This window comes from Streptomyces sp. NPDC006450 (assembly GCF_040612195.1).
In the GTDB taxonomy this organism is placed as follows: Bacteria; Actinomycetota; Actinomycetes; order Streptomycetales; family Streptomycetaceae; genus Streptomyces.
Genome location: NZ_JBEXPT010000049.1, coordinates 1 through 18,390, shown reverse-complemented (window position 1 = coordinate 18,390; position 18,390 = coordinate 1). Strand labels below are relative to the sequence as shown.

Here is an 18,390-nt window from a genome sequence, read left to right as displayed (position 1 = left end):
GATTTTTGCGCGGGCGGCGGGGCGGGCGGGGGCGCTCCGGCAACAATCGGGTTGCCGCCGACCGGCCGGTCGGATAGGAAGCTCGCATGCTAAGAGGCAACACGGTGGGGCTCAGGGCCCGGCACGAGGACGACATCCCCCTCCTGCATGCCGGTCTTCACGACGACGTGGTCACCGCTTCACGGGCCACCGCGAACCCGTGGCGGCCGCTCATGGCCGGCTCGCAGGCCCTGCCGTTCCAGGTGGACGACAAGGAGCAGGGCCACGTGCCGTTCTCCGTGGTGGACCTGGAGAGCGGAGCGCTGGTCGGCACCGCGACGCTGTGGGGCATCGACCACCACAACCGGTCCGCGCACGTCGGGCTCGGGCTGTTGCCGTCCGCGCGCGGCAAGGGCTACAGCACCGACGTGGTCGCGGTCCTGTGCCACTACGGCTTCGTCGTCCGCGGCCTGCACCGGCTGCAGATCGAGACGCTGGCGGACAACACCGCGATGCTCCGCTCCGCCGAGCGCAACGGCTTCGTCCGCGAGGGCGTGCTGCGCTCCTCGGCCTGGGTGATGGGCGAGTTCCTGGACGAGGTCCTCCTCGGCCTCCTGGCCCGCGACTGGCAGCCGGCCGTCACCGCCTGAGGCGGTCCGGGCGCGGCTCAATGGCGGTAGGCGGCTGCCGCGATCCCGATGAAGGATCGGACCAACGGGTTGGTGTCGCCCTCGTTGCACACCGCCACCACTCGGCTCGGTGCCATGTCGACCAGTGGCACCACGGCCAACTCCGCGGGCAGATCGTGTCCGAGCGGGGCCAGGCCGACCGTGCCGTTCCACAGCACGGCGTGCAGGCATTCCTGGACGGCGCGCACCACGGGGCCCTCGCGCGGCGTTCCGCCGTTCCAGTAGGACTGCCAGGCGGGGTCGGTGCCCTCGGGGAACCGGAACCAGCGGCGGTCGCTCAGATCGGCCAGCCGCAGCCGGTCGCAGCGGGCCAGCGGATCGTCGGCGCGCAGGACCACCCCGACCGGATCGGTTCGCAGCTCACGCACCGTCAGGGCGGTCTCGTCGAACGGCGCTCGGGTCAGGGCGACGTCGACCTGTCCGGTGCGCAGCCCGCACGTCGGGTCGGTCAGATCGGTCTCGCGGATGCGGATGTCGATGCCGGGGTGGGTTCGGCGGTAGGCGGCGGCCAGCCTGGACACTCCCGGGTCGGTGCCGTCGCCCAGGATGCCGACGGTGAGGGTCGCGCCGCCGGCTGCCGCGCTCACACGTACACGGACGCGGTCGGCGTGGTCGAGCAGGGCCCGTGTCTCGTCGAGCAGCACTGCGCCCACCGGAGTGAGCGTGACGCCGGTGGGTGAGCGGGTGAACAGCAGGGCCCCGACATCGGCCTCCAACCGCTTGACCGCACGGCTCAGCGGCGGCTGGCTCATGTGCAGTCGGGTGGCCGCCCGGCCGAAGTGGAGTTCCTCGGCGACGGCCACGAAGTAGCGCAAGGTCCGTAGCTCCAGCTCCACGCTGCAACGATACCCGTCGGGTATCGGCGCTGCGGGACGGGTCTTGGACACGGGCCCGCCCCCGGCGGTGCACTTGTGGGCATGACCGAAGAAGCAGAGGCCGACGGGCCGCAGGCCGTTCCCGCCGTATCGGTAGTGGGCCCCGGCGGCGGCGAGAGGATCGCGATGAGCCGCTATGCGACCGAGCCTGCCACCGGCCTCGACTGAAGCAGCCGACGCGTCCCCGCGGACCGATCACCCCTCACCGATGAACGGAAACCATGAACATCGCCTACTGGATCGTCGCGGGACTGCTCGCCCTCTTCTACCTCTACGCGGGGACACTGAAGGTGTTCCGCAGCCCTGATCGGCTCCGACCCATGATGTCCTGGGTCGACCGCATGCCCCTGACCGCCCTCAGGGCGCTCGGGACGGTCGAAGTACTCGGCGCGACCGGCCTGATCCTGCCGCCGCTGACGGGCATCGCGCTCCCGCTGGCGTCGGCGGCGGCCGGCGGCTTCGTCCTCCTCCAGGCAGGGGCGATAGCCGTCCACCTGACGGGCGGAGACGGCCGGATCGCACTCAACGTCGGGCTCGTCACCACCGCGGCCGTGACCATCTGGCTGGCCACCGGGCTGTGAGTGAGCGCGGCCCTCGTCCGGCCGTCAGGACCGTCAGCGGGCCTTCTTGATCAGTTCGACCTGCAGCGTGGCCATGCGGTTCCTGCTCTCGCTGTCGTAGATGCCCGCCTGGACGTACGCCACGACATTGCCGACGCGCATGACGGTACGGGCGCTGGACCTGCCGTTGGTGAACGCCTCGGTTTCGTCCGCGCCGGTTGCGAGCTGAGTCCGTTCGGGTGCGGGCTCACGGCTCCCCATTTTGGCTGCCAGGCCCTTCACTGCGGCACTCGCGGCCTCCTTCGAATCGAACGAGAAGAGGGTGAACTCGACCTCGTCGTCATCCGCATTCCCCCGCGCGGCAGCCTCCTTGTGGCCTGCGGCCACCAAGCCGGTGCACGGAGTGCCGGTCTGCTCGGCGCAGTGCTGGCGCGCCGGTTCTCCCTCGAACGCCGCCAGGTCATCGCCGACGAAGACGCCGCCCAGCACCTCGTTGGTCGGCAGTGCCGCCCGCACCTGTTCCACCGACAGGGGGCCGGACTTGTTGCCCTTCCCGTCGCCGCTTCCGATCCCGACGACACCCACGGGCGAATCAGCGGCGTCCCCGTCACTCCCACAGCCGGTCAGCGCCGCCACCAGCGCCACGGCACACACAGTCCCCCGCACAACGGACTTCACTCTGAACTCCCCATCATTCTTCGCACTTTGAAGATCACTACTTAACCACCCGGCGGCTGCTGGCCCTGCTCCGGGTGGGGGTGGGTGCGGAGGGAGATCTACGGAGGATCCGCAGCTCAGGGCCCGGTGGCCCCGCCCACGAACGCGGCCCGGGTCCGGGGGGACACCGCGAGCTCGGGTCCGGCGGTCACCTTCGAGTCCCGGACGTGGACGGAGTCGGCGCAGCTTGCGACCTCGACGCAGCTGTCGCCCTGGCTGCCGTCGTACGTGGACTTGTGCCAGGAGAGGTGGGTGGGGCCGGGTGGTCGGCAGGACGGTCTGGGCGGAGCTCGGCGTCGGGGGGAATCCTCAGAGGCCCCGGTGGACCTCGCGGCGGTGCCCGGCGGGAAGTACCCAGATGATGAGCTTGCCGTCCTCGATCGTGTAGACCACGCGGTAGTCGCCGATGCGGAGGCGCCAGCGGGATGCGTGCCCCTGGAGGACCTTGATGTCGAAGGCCGAGGTGTCCCCCGCCGTAAGGGCTCCTTGGAACTCTGCCAGTCGGTGCAGGATTCGCAGGGCGTCGGGGCGGGGGACCTTGAGCAGGTCGCGCTGGCCGTGAGGGGTGAAGCGGGTGACGTATCCCATCCGTCAGGCCTGATCGTGCCGGAGGATGGCGGCCATCTCCTCAAGCGATACGGACCCTGCGGTCCCTTCGCTCTCGGCCTCGTCGGCCAGTTTGTTCAGCCATGCGTCCTCGGCTTCGTCCGCGAGTCGACGAAGCCGCTGGTACTCCTCGATGTCGATCACGACGGCTTCCTGATGTACATGAGTTGGGCTCGGGCTCCGGCTCTGCTCTCACACGTACTGCCCGAACCCGTCCAGGATCCGGAGGATCTCCGCCTCGCCCTCCGAGGGGAGCTGGAGGACGACCTCCTCGATGCCCAGGTCGGCGTAGTGGGACATCTTGCCGGGGGTCGGCTGGACGGCGTACGGGACCACCTGGAGGGACTTGGGGTCGCGGCCCGCGGCCTCCCAGACCTGGCGCAGCGCCGGGAGCGACTCCGTCAGGCCGCCGCCGCCGATCGGCAGCCAGCCGTCGCTGTGGTCGGCGATGGCCGCGAAGAGCTTCGGGCCGGCCTGGCCGCCGATCAGGGTGCGCGGGCCGTACAGGGGCACGCCCGGGGCGAGTTCGCGCGGGGGCTGGACCGGCTTCGGGTGCGCGGAGCTGGCCTGGACGGAGGAGAACTGGCCGACGTACGCCGCGGGGTGCGGGGACCACAGGGTCCGCATCAGGGCCATGCGGTCGCGGACCAGTTCGCGGCGGGTGCGCCACTCGACTCCGTGGTCGGCGGCCTCCTCGACGTTCCAGCCGTAGCCGATGCCGAGGGTGACCCGGCCGCCGGACAGGTGGTCCAGCGTCGCGACCTGCTTCGCGAGGTCGATGGGGTCGTGCTGGGCGACGAGGGTGATGCCGGTGCCCAGGTGGAGCCGCTCGGTGACGGCGGCGGCCTGGCCGAGGGCGACGAAGGGGTCCAGGGTGCGCCCGTAGCGGTCGGGGAGTTCGCCGCCCATCGGGGCCGGGGTGACGCGGCTGACCGGGATGTGGGTGTGCTCGGGGAGGTAGAGGCCGGAGAAGCCGCGTTCCTCCAGGGCGCGGGCCAGGGGTACGGGAGCGATGGTGCGGTCGGTGAGGAAGACGGTCGTGGCGATCCGCATGTGCGCTGACACCTCCGTGGTCTGGGGAGGGCCAAAGTACGGGTTCGCGCGTGCGGACGGCAGGGGCGTGCGTCGGCCATGGCCGTGGGCGTGTCCACGGCCGTGGGCGTGTCCACGGCCGGGACCGGACCCCCGGTGTCAGCCCCGCGGGTACCGGGTCAGCCAGGTGGTGGAGGCTGCCGTCGGGCCGTGGAGGGCGGGGCCCTGGGTCATCTCCAGGGCGAAGTCGTCGGCGAGTTCCAGGACCGTGGCGCGGCCTTCGAGGCCGGCGACCCAGGCCGCCGGGAGGGCCGTTTCGCCGTGCTGGGCGCCGAGCAGGGAGCCGCAGAGGGCGCCGGTGGCAGCGGAGTCGCCGCCGTGGTTCACGGCGAGGCGCAGGCCGTGCGCCACGTTCTCGGCGACGAGGGCGCAGTAGACGGCGATGGCGAGGACCTCCTCGGCGGAGCGGCCGTAGCCGGAGGACAGGCCCTCGATCGCCTGCGGCGACGGGACACCCGTGGTGACGGCGCCGAGCGCGCGCTGCAGGGCGTCCGTGACGGGCTGGTGGCCGGGGCGGACGCCCAGCAGGCCCAGTGCGCGCTGGACGGCGGAGTCGAGGGATTCGCCGCGGGTCAGGCCGTGGACGATGACGGCGTGGGCGCCGGCCGACAGGTACGCGGTGGGGTGCCCGTGGCTCTGCGCGGCGCATTCGACGGCGAGTTGCAGGACCAGGGCCGGCTCCCAGCCGACCAGCAGCCCGAAGGGGGCGGAACGGGTGGCGGCGGCCGGGTCCAGGGCGCTCGGGTTCTTCGGCTGGGCGAGCGTGCCGAGGACTCCGTCGGCGAAGCCGGTCAGGCAGGAGCGGTCGGGGGAGCGCCGGGCGTAGAGCCACTCCTCCTGGGCGAGCCAGCCGTTGTCCTCGCGGCGCTCGTCGGGGCCCCAGTCGTGCTGGGTGAGCGCCCAGCGGAGGTACGCGCGGTGCACGTCGGTCGGCGGGTGCCAGGCGCCGGTGTCCCGGCGCACGTGGGCCCGTATCAGGCCGTCCACGGTGAACAGGCCGAGCTGGGTGGCGGCGGTGACCTCGGCGCGGGGGGCCGGCTCGGTCAGGCCCGCCGGGCCGTGGGCCGCCACGAGCTCGGGGAGGGAGAGGGTGGCGACGGGGGCGCCGAGGGCGTCGCCGATGGCGGAGCCGAGGAGGGTGCCCCGGACGCGGCTGCGGAAGTCCTGCTGCTCGGTGCGGCCCCAGAGGCCGGTCGTGACCGCGGCGCGGCCGCCGAGGGTGGCACCGGCGGCGGGTGCGGCGGGTGCCGGTGCGGCCGGGGCGGGAGGGAGCGCCGGTGCTGCGGGGAGGGGCTGGGCGGCCCCGGGCCCGTGCTGCTGATCCCCGGCCGTTTCCGTCGCCGTGTCCATGTCGATCCCCCCGGACTGCCCGCGCGTGCCCTGGCGGGCACTGTAGTGGACAGTACCGATCAGGTCCGGAAAGAGTCGGTCGCGGGGGCGGTAAGGCGCCGGGGAACGGCTGGATTCCGCCGTTCCCCGCGCCCGTCGTCCTACCTGATGTTCGCGTAGGACTGCCAGTTCTCGTGGGTGATCCGCACGCCGGCGCCGAAGGTGCCCTTGCCCGTCCCCGCGTACCGGAAGAGCTCGCCGGCGGCGTTGCGGGCGACCAGGTCGTTCTTGCCGTCCCCGGTCAGGTCGCCGATGCCGACGACGTTCACCATGCCGGCCCAGCCGGAGGCGATCTTCACGGGCGAGCCGATGGTGCCCTGGCCCGTGCCGTAGTAGCGGTACAGGGAGCCGGTGGTCGTACGGGTGAGGAGGTCGGCGTTGCCGTCGCCGTTGAGGTCGCCCGCGCCGACGATGAGCATCGACTTCCGGCCGGTGGCGATCTTGCCGGCCTTGGCCAGGGTGCCCGCGGTCGTGCCCTGGTACAGGTACAGGTCCCCGGTCGAGGCCTGACGGGCGACCAGGTCCGGGAGGCCGTCCCGGTTGAAGTCGCCGGAGTACGTCAGCGTGTCGAACTGCCCCCAGCCGCTGCTGCCGATCTTGGTGGCGGGTGACTGCGGGGTGACGGCCACACCGCAGGCCGGTGTGTAGCGGAACAGTTCGCCCGCCGCCGTACGCACCAGGGTGTCGTTGCAGCCGTCCCGGTTCAGGTCGCCGAAGGGGACGATGAACGAGGAGGTCGGCCACCTGCCGCTGACGGACCGGGTGGGCAGCGACTGCTTCGCACCGCGGTAGACCCACAGGTCGCCCTTGGCGTTCTGCGCGTACAGGTCGGGGGTGCCGCTCCAGCCCGCGTAGTCACGGAACTCGGGTGCCACGGCGGTGATCCCGGTGCCGGACGCCCACAGCTGCCTGCCCTGCGGCCAGACCGCCGTCAGCTTGCCGTCCGGCGCCACGGCGACGGCGCCCTTCACCGCTGTCGGGACGGTGCTGAGCCGCGTGGGACCGGTCCAGACGCCGTCGCGTCGGGTGGAGGTGACGAAGTGGGCCACCCCGCGGCTCTGGCCCGCCCAGCCGACCTGGACCGTTCCGTCGGCGCCTATGGACGCGTCCACCTCGGTGTGGCGGACGTCCAGGCCGAGCTGCTTGATCTCGCTCCAGCCCCCGGAGGGCGCCCGGGTGGCGGTGCGCAGCCAGGACCCCTCGGAGGAATGGTTCGTCCAGAGGAGGGTGATCTCCCCCTTCGGCCCGATCAGGGACGCTTGCAGGACGGCCGAGGCGCCCCACCCCGTGAGCTGCTCCGGGGCGCCCCAGGTGCCGGAGCCTGCCGGGCGCACGGAGGTGAGGACGTAGTTGTTCCCCTCATCCAGCGTCTCCGGGGCACCCGGCGTGTGGTAGCTCCAGGACACGGCCGCCGTGCCGTCGGGGCCGACGGACAGCAGGGGCGGCGTGCTCACCTTCCCCGTGCCGGACACGCTCACGGGGCCGCTCCACTGGGTGGCACCGGCGGCCTTGGTCAGGGTGACGACACCGGAGGCGTTCTGGGCGGCGACGGTGAAGGTCCCGTCCGGAGCCACTGCCACCTGGGGCGCGGCCGTGGTGGAGGTGAGGGCGAGGCGCGAGGACCAGTAGGTGCCGGGCGACACCTCGGAGGCGTAGAGGGTGTTGTCCGATCCCGCCGTGCGCCACACGACCACCCGCTTCTGCGTGGCCGGGTGGTAGGCGAAGGCGATGTCCCTGGCCGTGGTGTTGTGGCCGAGGAGGAAGCCGGAGTGGTCGGTCCACTCCTGCGCGCCCGGTACGAGCCTGTGCGTGTGGATCTCGGTGGAATCCGTACGTCCGATCCACGCCAGGGTCACCGATCCGTCCGACGCCACGCCCAGCTTGACGCTGTCGAGCGTGGCCGCGGGGGGCTGGTCCATCTGGATCGGCTCGCCCCAGACGGTGCTGTTGGCGGGCCGGATCGCCGTCATGAGTGCGGCGTCCGTACGGGTGGGGACCTGGTTGTACCAGACGGCCACCGCCCTCCCGTCCGGCGCTGTCACGAGGTCCTTGATCCGCATGCCGTCGGACGCGCCCGGCATCGGCGTGGGCGTGCTCCAGCCCGGCGCCGGGGCCACGTCGGCCGCCGCGGCCAACTCGGCCGTCGGGGCCGCATCGGCCGTCGGTGCCGCCGCGGCGGGTCCGGCCGTCGCGAGGACGGTCGTGGCGGTGGTTCCGAGGGCGATGCCCCCCAGGGCCAGCGTCGGCACGAGTGCCGCGGTCACGAGTCTTCTGTTGGTGCGCAGGTTGATTACCCCCGTCTGATGGGCCTATTGGTGCCTCAGCGGCACGTTTTGACAGTTGTCTTCCCGGTGGCCGCGACCGGCCATTCCGTGTTCACGCGGCGTTGGCCGCGGGCCGGGAGCCTCGGAGCATGAAGAAGGCACTCCTCGCCGCGACCGTCGTCGCCTCCACGTTCACCGTCGCCGTCGTCGCGGCCCCCGCCGCCTCCGCCTCCGCCTCCGGATGGGACCTCCCCTGGGGCGGCCGCCACCACGGCCACTCCGCCATCCCGTTCACCGAGGCCACCGTCACCGCCGGGGCCGACGGGGCGTACACCCTGAAGTGGAACGCCAAGGGCACCGAGCGGGTGGAGATCCGGGCGAACGGCAAGGTCGTCGCCAAGGGCGGCGCCCAGGGCGAGGCCCGGGTCGGCGGGCTGCCCGCCGCCGACCGGCAGTGGTTCGACTTCGAGCCCGAGCGCGGCCAGGGCCTGCGCCTCGCCGACCGGCTGATCAAGCTCGAAGGCACCTCCAACTTCCGTGACGCGGGCGGCTACCGCACCACGAACGGCCAGTGGGTCACGATGGGCGAGATCTACCGCTCCGACGCCCTCGACAAGCTCACCGACAACGACCTCGCCAAGCTCCAGCGCCTCCGCGTCAAGACGGTCTTCGACCTCCGCATGGAGAGCGAGCGCACCAAGGACGCCGACAGGGTCCCGGCCGGTGCGCACTACGTCGTCGCCGACGTCTTCGCGGGCTCCGGTTCCTTCGAGGCCATGCCCAGGACCCCCGACGAGGCCGTCAAGGCCATGGTCGACGCCGAAAAGGCGATGGTCAGCGGCGAGGGCGGCAAGAAGGCCTACACCCAGGTCTTCGAGGGCATGGAGCGCGACCGCGACCGCTCCGTCCTGTTCCACTGCACCGCGGGCAAGGACCGTACGGGCTGGGCGAACGCCTCCCTGCTGACCGCCCTCGGCGTGCCGAGCGAGACCGTGATGGCCGACTACCTGGCCAGCAACGATTACCGCAAGGCCGCCAACGACGCGATCCTCTCGCACCTGCCGGCCGCCCAGGCCGCCGTCTACAAGCCGCTGCTCGACGTGCGCCCCGAGTACCTCAACGCCGGGTACGAGGAGGTCCGGGCGAAGTTCGGCAGCTTCGACACCTACCTCGAGGACGGCCTCGGCATCGACGGCCGCGAGCTGAAGCAGCTGAAGAAGGACCTCCTCGTCGGCTAGGCAGGTACGGCCGCGGTCCATGTGTCCGTCTCCCCGGTGCTGACATTCGTCGATCACCGGGGAGACCGCTGACACCGCCCGAGGGTTGTACGGAAACACGCGCGGATGTGCGCGCCGGCTCAGTCCAGGACCGGCAGCAGCTCCGGCAGGTGCCCGTCCGAGGCGCGGGCCGCGGCCTGGCGTTCCTCCGGGACCTCCCCGTAGAGGGTCGTACGGGCCTTCGCGGGCCGGCCGGCAGCCTCGGCGACGGCGATCAGGTCCTGGACGGACTTGTACGAGCCGTAACTGGAGCCGGCCATCCGGGAGATGGTCTCCTCCATCAGCGTCCCGCCCAGGTCGTTGGCGCCCGAGCGGAGCATCTCGGCCGCCCCCTCCGAGCCCAGCTTCACCCAGCTGGTCTGGATGTTGGTGATGTGCGGGTGGAGCAGGATGCGGGCCATGGCCGTGACCGCGCGGTTGTCGCGCACCGTCGGGCCGGGCCGGGAGATGCCCGCCAGGTAGACGGGGGCGTTGGTGTGGATGAAGGGCAGCGTCACGAACTCCGTGAAGCCCTCCACCCCCTTCGCGTGCGCGTCCTGCTGGATGCGGGCCAGGGTGCGGAAGTGGCCCAGCCAGTGCCGGGGCTGGTCCACGTGGCCGTACATCATGGTGGACGAGGAGCGGATGCCGAGCTCGTGCGCTGTGGAGACCACGTCGATCCAGTCCGCCGTCGGCAGCTTGCCCTTGGTGAGGACCCAGCGGACCTCGTCGTCCAGGATCTCCGCCGCGGTCCCGGGGATGGAGTCGAGCCCGGCCTCCCTGGCCGCCGTCAGCCAGTCCCGTACCGACATCCCCGTGCGCGTCGCGCCGTTGACGACCTCCATCGGGGAGAAGGCGTGCACGTGCATGCCGGGCACGCGCTCCTTCACCGCCCGCGCGATGTCGAAGTAGGCCGTCCCGGGCAGGTCCGGGTGGATGCCGCCCTGCATGCACACCTCGACCGCGCCCACGTCCCAGGCCTGCGCGGCCCGGTCGGCGACCTGGTCGAGCGAGAGGGTGTACGCGTCCGCGTCCGTGCGGCGCTGCGCGAAGGCGCAGAAGCGGCAGCCGGTGTAACAGACGTTGGTGAAGTTGATGTTGCGGGTCACGATGTACGTGACGTCCTCGCCCACCACCGACTTGCGCAGGTCGTCGGCGATCCGGCAGAGGGCGTCCAGCGCGGGCCCGTCCGCGTGCAGCAGGGCGAGCGCCTGCCCGTCGGTGAGCTGCGTCGGGTCGTCGGCGGCCTGCGCGAGCGCGCCCCGTACGTCGGTGTCGATGCGCTCCGGCACCATGCCGGGGGCCGCGGCCTCGCGCAGGGCCTCCCAGTCGCCGTAGACCTCGTCGAAGTCGTCGCGGCGGTCGCCGGTACGGCCCTGCGTGTCGATGGTGGTGTGCAGGTCGGTGCGGCCGTAGGCGGTGAAGCCCTCGTCCGGCTCCTGCCACGGCCGGCCCACGACCTTCGCGGACGCGTCCGCGAGCCCGCTGTCCGCGTCGGCCAGCGCGCGTACGTGCGGCAGCAGGCGCGGGTCCAGCCAGGGTTCGCCGCGCTGCAGGAACTCCGGGTAGATGGTGAGGCGTTCGCGGAGCTCGAAGCCGGCGGCGGCGGTGCGCTCGGCCAGCTCCTCGATGTGCGGCCAGGGGCGCTCGGGGTTCACGTGGTCGGGGGTGAGCGGGGAGACCCCGCCCCAGTCGTCGATGCCGGCGCCGATGAGCAGTGCGTACTCGGAGTCCACCAGGTTCGGCGGGGCCTGGATGCGGGCGCTCGGGCCCAGGATGTGGCGGGCCACGGCGATGGCCGCCGCGAGCTCCTCCAGCTCCGCGTCGGGCATGCCGCGCATGGCCGTGTCGGGCTTGGCCCGGAAGTTCTGGACGATGACTTCCTGGATGCCGTGGTAGCTGCGCTGGATGCGGCGCAGCTCGAAGAAGGCGTCCGCGCGCTCCTCGTAGGACTCGCCGATGCCGATCAGCACCCCGGTGGTGAAGGGGACGTTGGAGCGGCCCGCGTCCTCCAGGACGCGCAGCCGCACGGCCGGGTCCTTGTCGGGGGAGCCGTGGTGGGGGCCGCCGGGCTCGGACCACAGCCGGGTCGCGGTGGTCTCCAGCATCATGCCCATCGAGGGGGCCACCGGCTTGAGGCGCTGGAGGTCCGACCAGGACAGCACGCCGGGGTTGAGGTGCGGGAGGAGGCCGGTCTCCTCCAGGACGCGGATGGCCATGGCGCGCACGTAGGCGAGGGTGTCGTCGTAGCCGTGCGCGTCGAGCCACTCGCGGGCCTCCGGCCAGCGGTCCTCGGGCCGGTCGCCGAGCGTGAACAGGGCTTCCTTGCAGCCCATGGCCGCGCCCTGGCGGGCTATGTCGAGGACCTCGTCGGGGGAGAGGTACATGCCGTGGCCCTCGCGGCGGAGCTTGCCGGGGACGGTGACGAAGGTGCAGTAGTGGCACTTGTCCCGGCACAGGCGGGTGAGGGGGATGAAGACCTTGCGCGAGTACGTGATGACGCCGGGCCGGCCGGCGGCCTGGAGGCCGGAGTCCCTCACCCGGGCGGCCGAGGCGGCGAGGTCCTTCAGGGCCTCGCCGCGCGCCTGCAGGAGTACGGCCGCCTCGGTCGCGTCGAGCGCGACGCCGTCGCGGGCGCGGCGGAGCGCGCGGCGCATCGAGTTCTCGGTCGGAGCGTCACTCGGAGTGGTCATGGCCCGAGCATACGATCCGCTCGCGCGGGCACGGAGGGGCTCATCGCATCAGTTCCCCGGCGTTGACCAGCAGGGACTGGCCGGTTATCGCCCGTGCCCGGTCGGACGCGAGGAAGGCGGCGGCGTCGGCGACGTCCCCGTCGGTGGCCAGGTCCGGCAGCGCCATGCGGTCGGTGAGCCGCGCGTGCACCTCGGCCTCCGGCACGCCTTCGGTGTGCGCGGTGAAGGTGACGAAGGCCTGCACCGGGGGACCCCACATCCAGCCGGGGAGCACGGTGTTCACGCGGATGCGGTGGGGGCCGAGCTCGCGGGCCATGGAGTACATGGCGGAGGTCAGCGCGCCCTTGGAGGCGGCGTAGGCGGCCTGCTGGACCTCGTTGGGGGCGGCTACGGCGGACTGGGTGCCGATGATGACGACGGAGCCGCCGGCGCGCTTCAGCGCGGGCAGACAGGCGCGGGTCATGCGCAGGGTACCCAGCAGGTTCACGTCGAGGATCTGCTGCCAGGTGCCGAAGTCGGCGTCCTGGAGGCCCCCGAAGTACGAGTCCCAGGCGGCGACGTGGACGACGGCGTCGACCCCGCCGAACCGCTCCTCGGCGAGGGCGGCGAGGGCCTCGCACTGGCGCTCGTCGGAGATGTCGGTGGGCAGGTACGCGGTGTGCGTGCCGTCGGGGTCGATCTCGGCGGCGGACTTGGCGAGGTTGGCCTCGGTCCGCGCCCCGAGCACGGCGTTGCCGCCGTCACGGACCACGGTGGCGGCCACCTGGTGCCCGAGCCCGGCGCCTACGCCGGAGACGATGACGGTCTTGCCCTGCAGCAGTAGCGGCGACATGGTGCGGGCCTCCTGGGGCGCTGGCCTATATCTGACGGGGCGTCAGGCTACGGCGCAGGGCGCGGGGAGGGAAGAGCCCGGTGCGCCGCCGCTGCCGGGGACCGGCCCCCGGACCCCGCTCCTCCAGCGCCGGCGGGGTTGGATTCGGCTGAGGCGGCCCGCACCCTCCCCCCGGGGGATCGATCGGCCCTCCGGCGTTCGAGGAGCGGGGTCCGGGGCGGAGCCCCGGGGGACGGGTGAAGGGTGGGTGGGGGGCTGCTTCGGCAGGGCCGGTCCGCGCTACGCGGCCAGGCGGCGCAGGCCCTCCCCGATCTCCTCCGGCGTATGCGTCGTGAACGACAGGCGGAGCGTGCGGGGGTCCGGGGACTCGGCGAAGAACGGGGCCCCGGGGACGAAGGCGACCCCCCGGGAGGTGGCCGCGCGGAACAGGGCCGTCGCGTCGTGGCCCTCCGGCAGGCGGGCCCAGACGAACATGCCGCCCTCCGGACGGTTCCAGGTGGAGCCCGTCGGCAGCGCGGCGGCCAGGCCCGCCAGCAGGGCGTCGCGCCGGATCCGGTACGCCTCGCGGACGCGGTCCACGTGCGCGTCCAGGTCCGCCGTCCGCAGGTACTCCGCCGCCGCCAGCTGGTCCACCGTCGAGGTGTGCAGGTCCGCCGCCTGCTTCGCGAGCACCGCCCCGCGCAGCAGGGCGGCCGGGGCGCGCAGCCAGCCGAGCCGCAGCCCCGGTGCCATCACCTTCGAGAAGCTGCCGAGGAGCACGGTGCGGTCCTCGGCCCCCGGGTGCGCGGCGAGCCAGGGCAGTTCGCGTCCCTCGTAGCGGAGGTCCCCGTACGGATCGTCCTCCAGGAGCCACAGTCCGAGCCGGGCGGCGACCGACGCGATCTCCGCGCGGCGGCAGGCGGGGAGGGTGCGGCCGGTCGGGTTCTGGAAGGTGGGGATCGTGTAGAGCAGCTTGGGGCGCTCGCGGGCGACGAGCTCCGCCAGTGCGTCCGGGAGGATGCCGTCGTCGTCGCACGGCACGGGGATCACCCGGGCGCCGGCGAGCTGGAATCCCTGGAGGGCCGCCAGGTAGGTGGGGTTCTCGACGAGCACGGTGTCGCCCGGCTCGATCAGCGCGGTCGCCATCAGGGCGAGCCCCTGCTGCGATCCGGTGGTGATCAGCAGGTCGTCGCCGGTGGTCGCCAGTCCCCGCCGGTCGATCCGGGCCGCCACCGCCGCGCGGAGCTCGGGGACGCCCTCGGTGGTCGAGTACTGGAGGGCGCGGCGGGCGGAGCGGGCGAAGGCGGAGTCGTACGCGGCCCGCAGGCCCTCGGCGTCGAAGAGCTCGGGCGCGGGCAGGCCGCCGGCGAAGGAGATCATGCCGGGCCGGGCGGTGACGGCGAGGATCTCGCGCACGGCGGAGGGGGAGGTCGTACGGATCCGGGCGGCGAAGGCCGGCGGAGGGGCCGGGGTGAGGACGGCGCCGGATGCGACTGCGGCTGCGGGCGTGGAGGCGGGCGCTGAAGCGGGCACGGGAGCTCCTTCGGGAGGCGGGTGCGCGCATCGTAGCCCCGGGAAGGTGTAGATGACACCTATGTATCGGATGCTGAACGGCCGCCAGGGGCTCCACATCTGACGTCGCATCAGCTAGACCGTCTCCCATGACAGCAGACGAGCGGAACACCCGGGCCGACGACTACGCCGAGCTCGCCTCGGTCGGCCCCTACGGAGTCCACCCCGGCCACGCGCTGATCACCATGGTCGAACCGCACCCGGGCCACGAGTTCGCGTACAACCGCTGGTACGAGGACGACCACTACTACGCCGGCGCCATGGCCATGCCCTGGATGTTCGCCGGCCGCCGCTGGGTCGCCACCCGCGAGCTCCAGGAACTGCGCTACCCGGAGAAGTCGGCCGTGGCCCAGCCCGTGACCGCCGGGTGCTACATCTCCACGTACTGGGTCACCGAGGGCCGCTACGACGAGCACATGAAGTGGACCGTCGGCATCAACAAGCGCCTGGGCCGCGACGGCCGGGTCTACCAGGACCGCACCCACGTCTTCACCGCGTTCCAGGACCACGAGGCCACCGTCTACCGGGACGGCGCCGCCGGCCCCCGCGACTTCCACGCCCTCGACCACCCGTACGGCGGGCTCGTGGTCCAGGTCGTCGACGCGCAGGGCCCGGAGCAGCGGGCCGAGCTCCTGGAATGGCTGCGCTCGCGCGCCCTGCCGAAGCAGCTGGCCGGGTCGCCGGCCGCGATGGTCACGGTCTTCCGGCCGACGCCGCTGCCCGGGGACCGGATGACGTACGTCAAGCAGGTCGAGGGGGTCGACACCCGGCTGACCCTGCTGTGGTTCCTGGAAGCCGACCCGCGCAGCTGCTGGGACCGGTTCCAGGGGCTGGACGCGGAGGTCGCGGAGTCCGGGCTGGGACGGGTGGAGCTGGTGGCGCCCTTCATCCCGACGGTGCCGGGGACGGACCGCTACGTCGACCAGCTGAGGTAGCCCGGGGTCCGGACATGGCCGAGCCCCCTCGGCAGGCGACGGCGGGCCGGTCGAGAGGGCTCCAGTCAGTGGTGCAGGTCTTGCGGTTGGTGCTGGTTGCTCTGGTGGCGCTGATCGTGTGACGGCGGGAGGGGAGGATCGTCTCGACCTTCAGACGATGCGCCCCAGCCGGCCCTCGGTCACCTCGGCGACGAACGAGGTCCAGGAGCCGGGCGCGAAGGTGAGGGACGGGCCGTCCTGCACCTTCGAGTCGCGGACCGCGATGGCCTCCATGACGGGGGACTTGACCTCGACGCAGGCGCCGTTGGCGGAGTACGAGGACTTGGTCCAGTTTTCCGTTGCACCTTGACGAATAGCCATGTTTCTCTCCGGTTCAGCGAGTGGTTCCGGTGTCATGTCGGCCATTGCTCCGGCTGACGTGATGGACGCTACCCGCAGCTCCCGGTGTGCGAAGGAGCCGTTCACCCGACCGAGTGGCATATTCCAGTCAGGTCTTCTGTGGCCGGGGAGTGACGGTGTACCGTACCGGCCTTTTTCCGCCGGGCCTCATTCCCCCTTGCCCGCGAAGTCCTCGATGATCTGCGCGATGAACTGCCGCGTCTGGTCCACGTTGTGGGCCTGTGCGCGCAGATGTTCGTACATCACGCTGTATTTCTGGACGTCGTTGGCCTTTTCCAGGTACAGGTCGCTCGTCACGCCTTCGATGTAGACCACCGTCGAGTCCGAGGCGTCCGGGAATTCCAGAATGGCGTACTGCCCGTTGACGCCCGGGTGGGCTCCCACCGAGAAGGGCATCACCTGGACCGTGACGTGCGGCTTCTCCGACTGCTCTATCAGGAACTCGAGCTGGCGGATCATGAGCTGGGCATCGCCCACGTGCCGCCGCAGAGCGGCCTCGTCGATGACCGCCCACAGGCGCAGCGGTCCGATCTCGGGATTGCTGTTCTCGGTCTCGTGCAGCCGCTTCTGGCGGTGCATCCGGACCTGGACGCGCTTCTCCACGTCGACGGGGGCGGTCTCCGGCCACGCACCGCGGACGAGCGACTGGGCGTATTCCGGGGTCTGGAGCAGGCCCGGGATCACCAGGGGTTCGTAGGTGCGCAGGCTGGCGGCGTCCGTCTCCAGGCCGATGTAGACGCTGTACGGGATGTCGCCGAAGGCGTGCCACCAGCCCTGCTGTCGGGAATCCTTGGCCATCTGCATGAGGGAGTCGACGAGCCGCCGGTCCTCGACCTCGTAGACGTCGCACAGATCGCGGACGTCGCGCTGACTGATGGAACGGCGGCCGTTCTCCAGCCGGCTGATCTTCGACTGGGAGACGAGCAGGCGTTCCGCGACCTGCTCGGCCGTCATGCCTTTGTCCTCGCGCAGCTTGCGCAACTCCATGCCCAGTCGGCGGCGTCGGACGGTGGGATTGACATTGGACGCCACGTGAACGGCACCTCCGCCTTCTTCTCGTGCTGTCTCTCTGCGTGTCTGATGGGGAGCAGACTGCCACCGAAGCGTGTGACCTCGCTGGGGAACGGCCCGGAAAAGCGAACGCGCGGGGTGGCGGGGCCGGCGTACCGGCCTCGCCACCCCGCGCGCTGGCGGCTTCCGGGCCGGGTCCTGGGGACGTCGGCCACGGTGCTGGCGTTACGTGTGCTGCGGTCGTGCGGGTGGTGCCTGCGGTGCATTTGGTGCCGGCGGTGCCTGTGCTGCGGTGGTGCCCGTCCTGCTGCCCTGCTGTCCTGCCCTGTCCTGCCCGTGCTGCGTGCCCCGCCGGTGGATCAGTGCGCGGCCGCGCGGGCCATCGCACCGGTCCGGCGCGGCTGCAGCGGAACGGCTGCCGCCGTTGCCCGGGCGGGCTGGGCCGGTGCCCGGTCGCGGCGCGGCTGTGCGGCCACGCCGTTCTGGACGTCCATGACGGCGTGCGCCACCAGTCCGCCCATCGGGTCGTGCCGGATCAGGTCCCGGAGCCGGGACCTGGACGACCGCCCCTCGTTGCCGGGGTACAGGTGCTTGCCGAGTCCGACCGCGTGGGCCAGTGCGGCAAGCGCCGCGGTCCGCGGGTCCGGCGGTACGCCGGTGCGGATCGCACTGTCCAGCCGGCCACGGATCTCCCGGCTGATCGCCGTATCGGTCGCTTGGTAGCGAGTCGTCGGCAGCACCCCGCACATCTGGCCCGCGACGGCATGGACCATGCCGCAGCGCTCCAGGTGAGCGAGATAAATCTGACGGAGCCCCAGTCGGGGTCCGCCGATCCAGTGGACAGCCCGAACCGGGCTGCCGCGCCTGCGCAGCAGTTCCAGTGCGGAGTCCAGAGTCGGATCTCCTGTCGGCCGTGGCATCACCACGGCGATACGATCCCCATCAGGGGCTATCCGTCCTGCCAGAGCCAGCTCCACTAGCTGTGCCCCGGCCAGGCCGAGGTCGAGCGACTGCGGCTGCGCCGTGGTACCCGTGGCCGGGTCCAAGGCGAGCAGCAAAAGCTCCTCCGGAATCGTTCTGCGGCTCTTGCCCATCCATGCCTCCCCGCGTGGATGAGTGACAGGGTGACGCCTCTCACATTCATCTGTCGAGAGCGCCTGACCGCTTTGTGGGGGAACCGTCAGCTATGTCGTTCTCGTCTAGCACGGGGGCGATGCCCCCTAGACGGGACACTGTTAGACATTCGGACAGCCGGACGTGAAGGCGAACGAGGAGGAACTGGTGGCGGGCGAGTCCCCCGACAAGTCGGTTGATGAAGGAACGTCGGGGACGGCGGAGTCGTCCGAGGGGCGTGACCCGAGGGCATCGCTGTTGCGCCCGAGGGAGTCGGAGGACGGGTCCGCGGATCGCGATCCGCTGCGCGACGCGGTGGCCGCGTGGGTGGCCACGGCGGAGCCCTCGCCCTCCGGGGACGAGCCGGACGAGGCGCCGGCCGAGCCGGCCGAGCCGGCCGAGCCGGGCGCGCCGGGCGCGGAGCCCGAG

General features: G+C 72.1%; 18 protein-coding genes and 2 pseudogenes. 6 read left to right on the top strand and 14 right to left on the bottom strand.

Annotated elements, in window-relative coordinates; genetic code table 11:
• Positions 1–86: 86 nt before the first annotated feature.
• A complete protein-coding gene (locus ABZY57_RS17110) occupies positions 87–629 on the top strand; it encodes a GNAT family protein (RefSeq protein ID WP_356512637.1) in 543 nt (180 codons plus the stop codon).
• Positions 630–646: 17 nt separating this feature from the next.
• Here the strand turns inward: ABZY57_RS17110 and ABZY57_RS17105 are convergent, their stop codons facing one another.
• Entirely contained in the window at positions 647–1,498 is an 852-nt protein-coding gene (locus tag ABZY57_RS17105) for a LysR substrate-binding domain-containing protein (protein WP_356512686.1), read from the bottom strand.
• Positions 1,499–1,585: 87 nt separating this feature from the next.
• On the opposite strand from ABZY57_RS17105, the gene ABZY57_RS17100 reads away from it, so the two are divergent.
• Together ABZY57_RS17100 and ABZY57_RS17095 are read left to right on the top strand one after the other, a co-directional pair.
• Positions 1,586–1,711 carry a hypothetical protein gene (locus ABZY57_RS17100; protein ID WP_356512635.1) on the top strand — a complete coding sequence of 42 codons (126 nt, stop codon included), beginning with the start codon at positions 1,586–1,588 and terminating at the stop codon, positions 1,709–1,711.
• A gap of 53 nt (positions 1,712–1,764) precedes the next feature.
• Complete coding sequence (locus ABZY57_RS17095; RefSeq protein WP_356512633.1) at positions 1,765–2,124, top strand: DoxX family protein; 360 nt, start codon at positions 1,765–1,767, stop codon at positions 2,122–2,124.
• Positions 2,125–2,157: 33 nt separating this feature from the next.
• Here ABZY57_RS17095 and ABZY57_RS17090 read toward each other — a convergent pair whose 3' ends face one another.
• From ABZY57_RS17090 to ABZY57_RS17060, 7 genes and pseudogenes are all read right to left on the bottom strand, one after another.
• Entirely contained in the window at positions 2,158–2,748 is a 591-nt protein-coding gene (locus ABZY57_RS17090) for a hypothetical protein (protein ID WP_356512631.1), read from the bottom strand.
• Between the two features lie 149 nt (positions 2,749–2,897).
• A pseudogene (locus ABZY57_RS17085) lies at positions 2,898–3,053 on the bottom strand (DUF397 domain-containing protein); the annotation flags it as partial.
• A gap of 76 nt (positions 3,054–3,129) precedes the next feature.
• Positions 3,130–3,408, bottom strand: coding sequence for a type II toxin-antitoxin system RelE/ParE family toxin (locus tag ABZY57_RS17080; RefSeq protein WP_356512629.1), 279 nt, complete (start codon positions 3,406–3,408; stop codon positions 3,130–3,132).
• Positions 3,409–3,411: 3 nt separating this feature from the next.
• Positions 3,412–3,582, bottom strand: a pseudogene (locus tag ABZY57_RS17075) (prevent-host-death family protein); the annotation flags it as partial.
• A gap of 36 nt (positions 3,583–3,618) precedes the next feature.
• On the bottom strand, positions 3,619–4,479 hold the full coding sequence (locus tag ABZY57_RS17070; protein ID WP_356512627.1) for an LLM class F420-dependent oxidoreductase: 861 nt from the start codon (positions 4,477–4,479) through the stop codon (positions 3,619–3,621).
• 138 nt (positions 4,480–4,617) lie between these two features.
• Positions 4,618–5,868, bottom strand: coding sequence for an ADP-ribosylglycohydrolase family protein (locus ABZY57_RS17065; RefSeq protein WP_356512625.1), 1,251 nt, complete (start codon positions 5,866–5,868; stop codon positions 4,618–4,620).
• A 140-nt stretch (positions 5,869–6,008) separates the two neighbouring features.
• Complete coding sequence (locus ABZY57_RS17060) at positions 6,009–8,171, bottom strand: VCBS repeat-containing protein (RefSeq protein WP_356512623.1); 2,163 nt, start codon at positions 8,169–8,171, stop codon at positions 6,009–6,011.
• A gap of 149 nt (positions 8,172–8,320) precedes the next feature.
• Between ABZY57_RS17060 and ABZY57_RS17055 the strand changes: the two genes are divergently transcribed.
• Positions 8,321–9,409, top strand: coding sequence for a tyrosine-protein phosphatase (locus ABZY57_RS17055; protein WP_356512621.1), 1,089 nt, complete (start codon positions 8,321–8,323; stop codon positions 9,407–9,409).
• Between the two features lie 119 nt (positions 9,410–9,528).
• On the opposite strand, the gene ABZY57_RS17050 is transcribed toward ABZY57_RS17055, so the two are convergent.
• The 3 genes from ABZY57_RS17050 to ABZY57_RS17040 all read right to left on the bottom strand — a co-directional run bounded on the left by ABZY57_RS17050 (position 9,529) and on the right by ABZY57_RS17040 (position 14,464).
• Positions 9,529–12,120, bottom strand: coding sequence for a bifunctional FO biosynthesis protein CofGH (locus ABZY57_RS17050; RefSeq protein ID WP_356512619.1), 2,592 nt, complete (start codon positions 12,118–12,120; stop codon positions 9,529–9,531).
• 40 nt (positions 12,121–12,160) lie between these two features.
• Positions 12,161–12,952, bottom strand: coding sequence for an SDR family oxidoreductase (locus tag ABZY57_RS17045; protein WP_356512617.1), 792 nt, complete (start codon positions 12,950–12,952; stop codon positions 12,161–12,163).
• A 279-nt stretch (positions 12,953–13,231) separates the two neighbouring features.
• On the bottom strand, positions 13,232–14,464 hold the full coding sequence (locus ABZY57_RS17040) for a PLP-dependent aminotransferase family protein (protein WP_356512615.1): 1,233 nt from the start codon (positions 14,462–14,464) through the stop codon (positions 13,232–13,234).
• A gap of 128 nt (positions 14,465–14,592) precedes the next feature.
• Here ABZY57_RS17040 and ABZY57_RS17035 point away from each other — a divergent pair, with 128 nt between their 5' ends.
• Positions 14,593–15,438 carry a hypothetical protein gene (locus ABZY57_RS17035; protein ID WP_356512613.1) on the top strand — a complete coding sequence of 282 codons (846 nt, stop codon included), beginning with the start codon at positions 14,593–14,595 and terminating at the stop codon, positions 15,436–15,438.
• Between the two features lie 150 nt (positions 15,439–15,588).
• Here ABZY57_RS17035 and ABZY57_RS17030 read toward each other — a convergent pair whose 3' ends face one another.
• The 3 genes from ABZY57_RS17030 to ABZY57_RS17020 form a co-directional block, all read right to left on the bottom strand.
• Positions 15,589–15,798 carry a DUF397 domain-containing protein gene (locus tag ABZY57_RS17030; protein WP_356512611.1) on the bottom strand — a complete coding sequence of 70 codons (210 nt, stop codon included), beginning with the start codon at positions 15,796–15,798 and terminating at the stop codon, positions 15,589–15,591.
• Positions 15,799–15,984: 186 nt separating this feature from the next.
• Positions 15,985–16,869, bottom strand: coding sequence for a helix-turn-helix transcriptional regulator (locus ABZY57_RS17025; RefSeq protein WP_356512609.1), 885 nt, complete (start codon positions 16,867–16,869; stop codon positions 15,985–15,987).
• A 338-nt stretch (positions 16,870–17,207) separates the two neighbouring features.
• Positions 17,208–17,942: a GPP34 family phosphoprotein gene (locus tag ABZY57_RS17020; protein WP_250742596.1), complete on the bottom strand. Its 735-nt coding sequence runs from the start codon at positions 17,940–17,942 to the stop codon at positions 17,208–17,210.
• 163 nt (positions 17,943–18,105) lie between these two features.
• Here ABZY57_RS17020 and ABZY57_RS17015 point away from each other — a divergent pair.
• Positions 18,106–18,390: hypothetical protein (locus tag ABZY57_RS17015; RefSeq protein WP_356512607.1), on the top strand; the 285-nt coding region annotated here is incomplete at its 3' end.

What these genes read in the sequence shown, in the direction of transcription:
- ABZY57_RS17035 (WP_356512613.1), top strand. Translation starts at nt 14,593, where the DNA reads ATGACAGCAGACGAGCGGAACACCCGGGCCGACGACTACGCCGAGCTC.
- ABZY57_RS17095 (WP_356512633.1), top strand. Translation starts at nt 1,765, where the DNA reads ATGAACATCGCCTACTGGATCGTCGCGGGACTGCTCGCCCTCTTCTAC.
- ABZY57_RS17065 (WP_356512625.1), bottom strand. Translation starts at nt 5,868, where the DNA reads ATGGACACGGCGACGGAAACGGCCGGGGATCAGCAGCACGGGCCCGGG.
- ABZY57_RS17050 (WP_356512619.1), bottom strand. Translation starts at nt 12,120, where the DNA reads ATGACCACTCCGAGTGACGCTCCGACCGAGAACTCGATGCGCCGCGCG.
- ABZY57_RS17020 (WP_250742596.1), bottom strand. Translation starts at nt 17,942, where the DNA reads ATGGGCAAGAGCCGCAGAACGATTCCGGAGGAGCTTTTGCTGCTCGCC.
- ABZY57_RS17055 (WP_356512621.1), top strand. Translation starts at nt 8,321, where the DNA reads ATGAAGAAGGCACTCCTCGCCGCGACCGTCGTCGCCTCCACGTTCACC.
- ABZY57_RS17110 (WP_356512637.1), top strand. Translation starts at nt 87, where the DNA reads ATGCTAAGAGGCAACACGGTGGGGCTCAGGGCCCGGCACGAGGACGAC.
- ABZY57_RS17045 (WP_356512617.1), bottom strand. Translation starts at nt 12,952, where the DNA reads ATGTCGCCGCTACTGCTGCAGGGCAAGACCGTCATCGTCTCCGGCGTA.
- ABZY57_RS17080 (WP_356512629.1), bottom strand. Translation starts at nt 3,408, where the DNA reads ATGGGATACGTCACCCGCTTCACCCCTCACGGCCAGCGCGACCTGCTC.
- ABZY57_RS17070 (WP_356512627.1), bottom strand. Translation starts at nt 4,479, where the DNA reads ATGCGGATCGCCACGACCGTCTTCCTCACCGACCGCACCATCGCTCCC.
- ABZY57_RS17030 (WP_356512611.1), bottom strand. Translation starts at nt 15,798, where the DNA reads ATGGCTATTCGTCAAGGTGCAACGGAAAACTGGACCAAGTCCTCGTAC.
- ABZY57_RS17100 (WP_356512635.1), top strand. Translation starts at nt 1,586, where the DNA reads ATGACCGAAGAAGCAGAGGCCGACGGGCCGCAGGCCGTTCCCGCCGTA.